Here is a 6,558-nt window from a genome sequence, read left to right as displayed (position 1 = left end):
GGTGTCGCGTTCCTCGGTGGCGCCGTTGCGGTGGAAGCGGACCACGCCGGCCGAACTCTGCCTGAGCCGCCTGGCGTCGTGGAACAGGACCATGGTGTGGGCCGGCGTGGGCGGCGCGGCGCCGCCGGCCTCGGGCGCGCGCGAGGTGGCGGCGCGGCCGGCGCGGAAGAACCAGGCGATGCCGCGCCGTTTGAGCAGGCGCCGCAGGAAGGCGCCGGTGCCCTCGTTGTGCTGGATGATTTGCCGGCGGGCGGGGTAGCTGCGCAGGGCCAGCGCCGTGTCGACCTCGAACTCGAAGGTGGCCGCCAGCGCCGGATTGGCGCGGCGCGCTTCGGCGAGCACGGTTTGCACCACCTCCAGCTCGGTCTTGTCGAGGAACACGCGGGTGTTGACGGCCAGGTCCAGTATGGCGAGGGCGTCGCGCAGCACCAACTGGTAGCTGGCCAGGCCGCCGTCGCTCTCGCCCTGGCTGGCCTCGGCGACGATGCCGCAGATGCTGCGCAGATTGCCCTGGTCGGTGACGAGCTGCACCTCGACCGGCAGGCCGACCAGCGTTTTGAGCGGGATGCCGGCGTCCAGCGCGAGGCAGTAGATGCGCAGCTCGATGCCGTCGCAGACGGCTTCGACGCCGTCTATGCGCTGCGGCAGCAGGACGTCGCTGGCGACGCCGTCGGGGAAGTTCAGGTTCATGCGCAGCGGGCGGTTTTTGGCGGACAGGTATTTTCCGATCAGGTCGGCACCTTCGAAATCGTCGTCATAGTCCACAATGAGCTCCAGTCAGAAGGTGAGGTAGTAGCGGGTGCTGTGCTCGTCGCCGGTCGCCGGCTGGTTGAGCAGGAAAGTGCCGTAACCCAGCCGAGAGCGGAAGTCCAGCGCCACGGGCGTGACGTCCTGGGCCCGCAGGATCAGACGCACTTCGAAACGCACGCTCGGCACGGCGAACAGGGCCAGCATCGACTTGAGCCCTTGCCGCCGCTGCCGATAGGGGAAGATGCGCGGCGGCAAGCTGGGGCGCGACGGGCGTGGCGATCAGGCGATCCCACACGCTGGAGGTAAAGCTTTCGATGGCTGGCCGTTTCATCCGCTGCCCACCTTCCTGGACGCCGAAGACAAGTGGCCAGTATTGGAGCTTTGCGCGACCGTTGTTCTGCGCTGCCGCAATAGATGCGGAACCAGACGGGGGCGTGAAAAAGCGCGGAACACCCCGCTGTCGCGGGTCGTTCCGCGCCGTCGGCGCCGGTGTGAAGGCGGCTAGAACTTGGTGAAGTGGCTCTCGTCCGGGCCGTCGGCGCCGACGGCCAGCGTGCGCGCCGGCTTGGCCGCGCGCCGCGTCGCGCCGGCGCGGATCGCCGTCGGCCGGTTCGGCGCGCGCGCCGGCGCCGCCTCGGGCGTGTGGTGGCGGAACAGCTGCATCAGTTGCTCGAGCTGCTCGGCCTGGGCGCTCATCTCCTCGGCGGTGGCGGCCAGCTCCTCCGAGCTGGCGGCGTTCATCTGGGTGGTCTGGCTCAGCTGGCCGACGGCGCTGTTGATCTGGCGCACGCCGGAGGACTGCTCGGCCGAGGCGGCGGCGATCTCCTGCACCAGCGCCGAGGTCTTGCGGATGGCCGGCACGATGGCGTCGAGCAGCACGCCGGCCTGCTCGGCCAGCTGCACGCTGTTGGCCGCCACCTCGCCGATCTCGCGCGCCGCCACCTGGCTGCGCTCGGCCAGCTTGCGCACCTCGGCGGCGACCACGGCGAAGCCCTTGCCGTGCTCGTGGGCGCGGGCCGCCTCGATGGCGGCGTTCAGCGCCAGCAGGTTGGTCTGGTAGGCGATGTCGTCGATGATGCCGATCTTCAGGGCGATCTGCCGCATCGCCGCCGCCGTCGCCTTGACCACCTCGCCGCCGCGCGCCGCCTCCTGCGCCGCCTGGGTGGCCATGCCGTCGGTCAGCTTGGCGTTCTCGGCGTTCTGGGCGATCGAGGCGCTCATCTGCTCGATCGAGGCGCTGGTCTCCTCGACCCCGGCGGCCTGCTCGCTGGAGGCCTGCGATAAAGTTTGCGCGGTGGCGCTGACCTCCTGCGAGGCGCCGGCCAACTGGGCCACCACCTGCTGCACGTCGCGCACCACCAGGCCCAGGCTGCGCGACAACCACCAGGCCAGCAGGCAGCCGACCACCACGATGACGGCGTCGAGCGCCAGGATCAGCCGCTTGGCCGTCTCGGCGACGGCGCCCATCTGCGCCGACTGGCGCAGCGTCTCGGCGGCGTTGAGTTCGAGCAGCTTGTCGGTGGCGGTGGCGATGGCGGCGTCGGCGCCCTTGGCCGCCTTGTCCAGCTCGGCCACGGCGGCGCCCTTGGCGCGCAGCGCCTCGAGCTCCGCCATGCTCTCGGCGTAGGCCTTGATGCCGGCGTGGATCTCGCCGAGCTGGCCCTGCTCCTCGCGGCTCAACTCGCCGCGCGCCTGGTAGGCGGCGACGGCCTTGTCGATGGCGGCCAGGTCGGCGCGGAACTTGGCGGCGGCGTCGCCGCCGCGCAGCACGTAGTTTTTGAAGTGGTGGACCGCCTCGCCGTGCGCCCGCACCACGCCCAGCACGGCGTCCTTGCGCGCCATGGTGACGTGCTCGACCTCGTCCCAGTTGCGCTGCAGCGCGCCGAGGTTGACGAAGGCGACCACGCCGAGCAGCAGCACCAGCAGCACGATGAGGCCCAGGCCCAGTTGCAGGCGAGCCTCCATTTTCATCCGTCTCAACATGAGCAACTCCTTTGGGTGGCGGCCGCTGCGCTGCGGCGGGACGGGCCTGCGCAGGGCGGCGGCGCTGAGGGAAAGCGGGGACCGGCGGAACCATTGTGCAGCAATAACGCACGGCAATTCTCACCAATAACCACAGTGTTGCATCGGCGCCCGCCGGGCGGCGGACGGCGCCGTCCCAGCGGCCGGCAACGCGGCCTGCGCCGCTGTGGGCGCGGGCGCGGCGCGCTACAGCGGCGCGGCCGGCGGCGCGGCCGGCGGCGCGGCTTGCACGGCGGCCAGCGCGGCGATCTCGCTGCCCGCCACCACGTGCTGCACGTCGAGCAGCAGGACGAAGCGGCCGCCGACCTTGCCGATGCCCTGCAACAACTCGGCGCGCACCTGGGCGCCGAAGCTGGGCGCCGGCTCGATGTCGGCGGCGCCGATGTCGAGCACGGCCTGCACCGCGTCGACCAGGATGCCGATGACGAAGGCGCCCTCCTCGGCCGCCACCTCGAGCACGATGATGCAGCTGCGCTTGGTGAGCGCGCCGGCGGCGCGCTCGAGGCGGCGCGCCAGGTCGAGCACCGGCACGGCGGCGCCGCGCAGGTTGATGACGCCGCTGATGCAGGCCGGCATGCCCGGCAGCGCCGTCACGCCGTTGTATTCGATGATCTCCTTGACCGCCAGGATGCCGATGGCGAACAAATCGGCCCCCAGCAGGAAGGTCAGGTACTGCGCCGACGCCGATGGCGGCGGCGGTGTCACCAGCGGCAAGGCAGCCATGGCCGTCCCCCTAGAATTTGACGAAATGCGACTCGTCCGGATCGCCCATGTCGGCCATCTGGCGGCGCCCGCCCTGGCCGCCGAAGCCCTGGCCGGCGGCCTTCTTGCCGCCGCGTGCAGGCGGCTGCGGCAGCGATTTGCGCGGCGCGCCCAGCAGCTTGAAGAAGGCCATGGTCTGCTGCAGCTGCTCGGCCTGGCCGCTCATCTCCTCGGCGGTGGCGGCCAGCTGCTCGGAGCTGGAGGCGTTCTGCTGGGTGGTTTGGCTGAGCTGGGTGACGGCCGAGTTGATCTGGCCGACGCCGGCCGACTGCTCCTCCGAGGCGGCGGTGATCTCCTGCACCAGGTTGGAGGTGCGGCGGATGTTGGGCACCATCTGGTCGAGCAGCTTGCCGGCCTTCTCGGCCAGCTCGACGCTGCTGCTGGCGACCTGCTCGATCTCCTGCGCCGCCACCTGGCTGCGCTCGGCCAACTTGCGTACCTCGGCGGCGACCACGGCGAAGCCCTTGCCGTGCTCGCCGGCGCGCGCCGCCTCGATCGCCGCGTTCAGCGCCAGCAGGTTGGTCTGGTAGGCGATGTCGTCGATGATGCCGATCTTGCGGGCGATCTGCTGCATCGCCGCCACCGTCGAGCGCACCGCCTCGCCGCCCTCGGCCGCCTCCAGCGCCGCCTTGCTGGCGATGCCGTCGGTGACCCGGGCGTTCTCGGTGTTTTGCGAGATCGAGGCGGTCATCTGCTCGACCGAGGCGCTGGTCTGCTCGGTGCCGGCGGCCTGCTCGCTGGCCGCCTGCGACAGCGCCTGGGCGGTGGCGCTGACCTCCTCGGAGGCGCTGGCCAGCGCCTCGGCGCCGTTGTTGACCTCCTGCACCACGTGCGACAGCTTGTCGATCATGTTCTTCATTGCCGCCAGCAGGCTGGCGCTGTCGCCCGGCTTGAGCACGACGTCGGCGGTCAGGTCGCCGTCGGCCACCCGGCGCACGATCTCGGCGGCGTAGGACGGGTCGCCGCCCAGCTGGCGCAGGATGCCGGCCAGGATCACCGCGCCCAGCGCCACCAGCAGCGCCAGCGCGGCGGCCGAGGCGGTGTACATCTGGCGCAGCGCGGCGGTCGAGGCCGCCTCGGCCTCCTTGACGGCGTCCTCGCCGTACTTGGCGTTCATCGCCACCAGCTTGCCCAGGCCCTCCTCGACGGCGTGGAAGGCCGGCCGGTTGTCGAGGATCAGCTGGTGCAGCGCGGCGAACAACTCCTTGCGCTTGGCCGGCTCGGCGCCGACGATGCGGTTCATCTGCTCGACGATCTGGCCGTCGCGCGCCTTCCACTGCTCCCAGTCCTTGACGAACTGCTTCCACACCACCGCCTCGTCGGCGGTCTGCGGCAGCGGGTCGTAGACCCTCCAGGCCTTCTCCAGCTCGGCCATGATGTCGGCCTTGCGCTTGACCTCGTGGGCGATGTCCTTGGCGTCGGTGAAGTAGCTGGCCATCGAATCGACCGCCCGGTTGGCCGAGCGCAGCGCCGTCTTCGCCTCGTTCATGGTCTGCAGGCTCTGCACCGAGGGCATGCGGTTGCGGCCGACCTCGTCGATCATGTCGGCCTGCTTGCGCATGCCGAGGAAGGCGATCAACACCACCAGCGCCAAGGCCAGCACGGCGACGGCGATCAGGCCGATGATTTTGCTCTTGACCGTCAGATTGTTCAGCATCATTGTCTCCCCAGTGTGGTCCTGCCCCATGGTCCGGTCGCACCGCGCGCCGGCCCTCTTTGTCAACTCAGTCAACCTGCCCGGCGCCGGCCAGCGCGCGCAGGCGGCGGCGGTCGCGCCGCATCCAGCCGATCAATTCCCCGGCCGGCATCGGCCGCGCCACCAGGTAACCCTGCGCCATGTCGCAGCCGAGTTCGCGCAGCAGGCGCCAGTCGGCCTCGCTCTCGACGCCCTCGGCCACGGTGTGCACGCCGAGGCGCTGGCCCAGCTCGAGCGCGCTCTTCAGCACCACCTGGCGGTTGGGCCGCTGCGCGGCGCCGTGCACGAAGGCGCGGTCGATCTTCAGTTCGGTGAACGGGCAGCGGGCGAACTGCTGCATCGACGAGTAGCCGATGCCGAAGTCGTCCATCGCCAGGCCGAAGCCCATCAGGCGCAGCCGCCCCAGGTTGGTCAGCGACTGCGACAACTGGCGCATCACGCTGGTCTCGGTGACCTCCCACACCAGCGCCGCCGGCGCCACGCCGGAGGCCAGCACCAGCGCCGTCAGGCGGTCGACGAAGGCGCGCTCGGCCAGGTTGTCGGCCGCCAGGTTGATCGACACCGTCAGCGGCGGCAGGCCGGCCTCGCGCCAGGCCAGCATGCGCTCGAGCACCTGGCCGACGATGGCCAGGGTGAACTCGGCCATCAGCGCGCTGCCCTCGAGCGCGCCGATGAAGTACAGCGGCGCCAGCAGGCCGCGCTGCGGGTGCTGCCAGCGCGCCAGCGCCTCGACGCCCTTCAACTGGCCGCTGTTGATGGCCACCTTGGGCTGGAAGTAGGGCAGGAACTCGCGGCGCGCCAGCGCCGCCGCCAGCTCGTCCAGGGTAGGCACGAAATCGGGCGCCAGCGCGGCGGCGCCGGGCACGCGCGCGGCCAGCTCGAGCAGCTGTTCGAGCGCGGCCGGCTGCACCGGCTTGAGCAGGGTGCCGAGCAGGCCGAAGCTGGCGTCCTCCGAGCCCATGCTCTCGATGATCTCGAGCAGGCGCGGGTCGCGCGCGCTGATGACGATCAGGTGGTGCACCAGGCGCCGCTCGCGCAGCTGGCAGGTCAGCTCGATGCCGTCCATGCCCGGCATCTCCAGGTCGGTCAGCACCAGGAACAGCGGCACGCCGCCGGCCCCCTCCAGCGCGCGCAGCGCCTCGTTGCCGTCGGCCGCCTCGAGCACGGTGCCGAAGCCGAGCTGGCGCAGCAGGCCGACCAGGTGGGCGCGCTGCACCGCGCTGTCCTCGACCACCAGCACGCTCTGGCCGTGCCAGACGCGGGCCGGCCCGGTCGGGGCGGCGTCGGCGTCGGCGTCGGCGTGGGCGGAGAGGTCGATGGTCATTGGT

6 protein-coding genes are annotated in these 6,558 nt (G+C 71.2%); all 6 read right to left on the bottom strand.

Going from position 1 to position 6,558, the window contains the following annotated elements; genetic code table 11:
- A partial coding sequence (locus BM252_RS27475; RefSeq protein WP_139236780.1) for a type VI secretion system Vgr family protein occupies positions 1-765 on the bottom strand: 765 nt, incomplete at its 3' end.
- 12 nt (positions 766-777) lie between these two features.
- A complete protein-coding gene (locus BM252_RS30595) occupies positions 778-954 on the bottom strand; it encodes a type VI secretion system baseplate subunit TssG (protein ID WP_139236779.1) in 177 nt (58 codons plus the stop codon).
- Between the two features lie 297 nt (positions 955-1,251).
- Entirely contained in the window at positions 1,252-2,733 is a 1,482-nt protein-coding gene (locus BM252_RS32305) for a methyl-accepting chemotaxis protein (protein ID WP_093390850.1), read from the bottom strand.
- Between the two features lie 225 nt (positions 2,734-2,958).
- A complete protein-coding gene (locus tag BM252_RS27465) occupies positions 2,959-3,495 on the bottom strand; it encodes a chemotaxis protein CheW (RefSeq protein ID WP_093390849.1) in 537 nt (178 codons plus the stop codon).
- A gap of 10 nt (positions 3,496-3,505) precedes the next feature.
- A complete protein-coding gene (locus BM252_RS27460) occupies positions 3,506-5,191 on the bottom strand; it encodes a methyl-accepting chemotaxis protein (RefSeq protein WP_093390856.1) in 1,686 nt (561 codons plus the stop codon).
- 67 nt (positions 5,192-5,258) lie between these two features.
- Entirely contained in the window at positions 5,259-6,554 is a 1,296-nt protein-coding gene (locus BM252_RS27455) for an EAL domain-containing response regulator (protein ID WP_093390848.1), read from the bottom strand.
- Positions 6,555-6,558 lie beyond the last annotated feature (4 nt).

The organism is Rugamonas rubra (genome assembly GCF_900114705.1).
In the GTDB taxonomy this organism is placed as follows: domain Bacteria; phylum Pseudomonadota; class Gammaproteobacteria; order Burkholderiales; family Burkholderiaceae_D; genus Rugamonas; species Rugamonas rubra.
Note: the sequence above shows the minus strand (reverse complement) of the source record. Positions and strands in the feature narration are given on the sequence as shown.

Bases quoted from the DNA above. Each gene is read 5' to 3' on its own strand.
- BM252_RS30595 (WP_139236779.1), bottom strand. From the start codon at position 954: ATGCTGGCCCTGTTCGCCGTGCCGAGCGTGCGTTTCGAAGTGCGTCTG.
- BM252_RS32305 (WP_093390850.1), bottom strand. From the start codon at position 2,733: ATGTTGAGACGGATGAAAATGGAGGCTCGCCTGCAACTGGGCCTGGGC.
- BM252_RS27465 (WP_093390849.1), bottom strand. From the start codon at position 3,495: ATGGCTGCCTTGCCGCTGGTGACACCGCCGCCGCCATCGGCGTCGGCG.
- BM252_RS27460 (WP_093390856.1), bottom strand. From the start codon at position 5,191: ATGCTGAACAATCTGACGGTCAAGAGCAAAATCATCGGCCTGATCGCC.
- BM252_RS27455 (WP_093390848.1), bottom strand. From the start codon at position 6,554: ATGACCATCGACCTCTCCGCCCACGCCGACGCCGACGCCGACGCCGCC.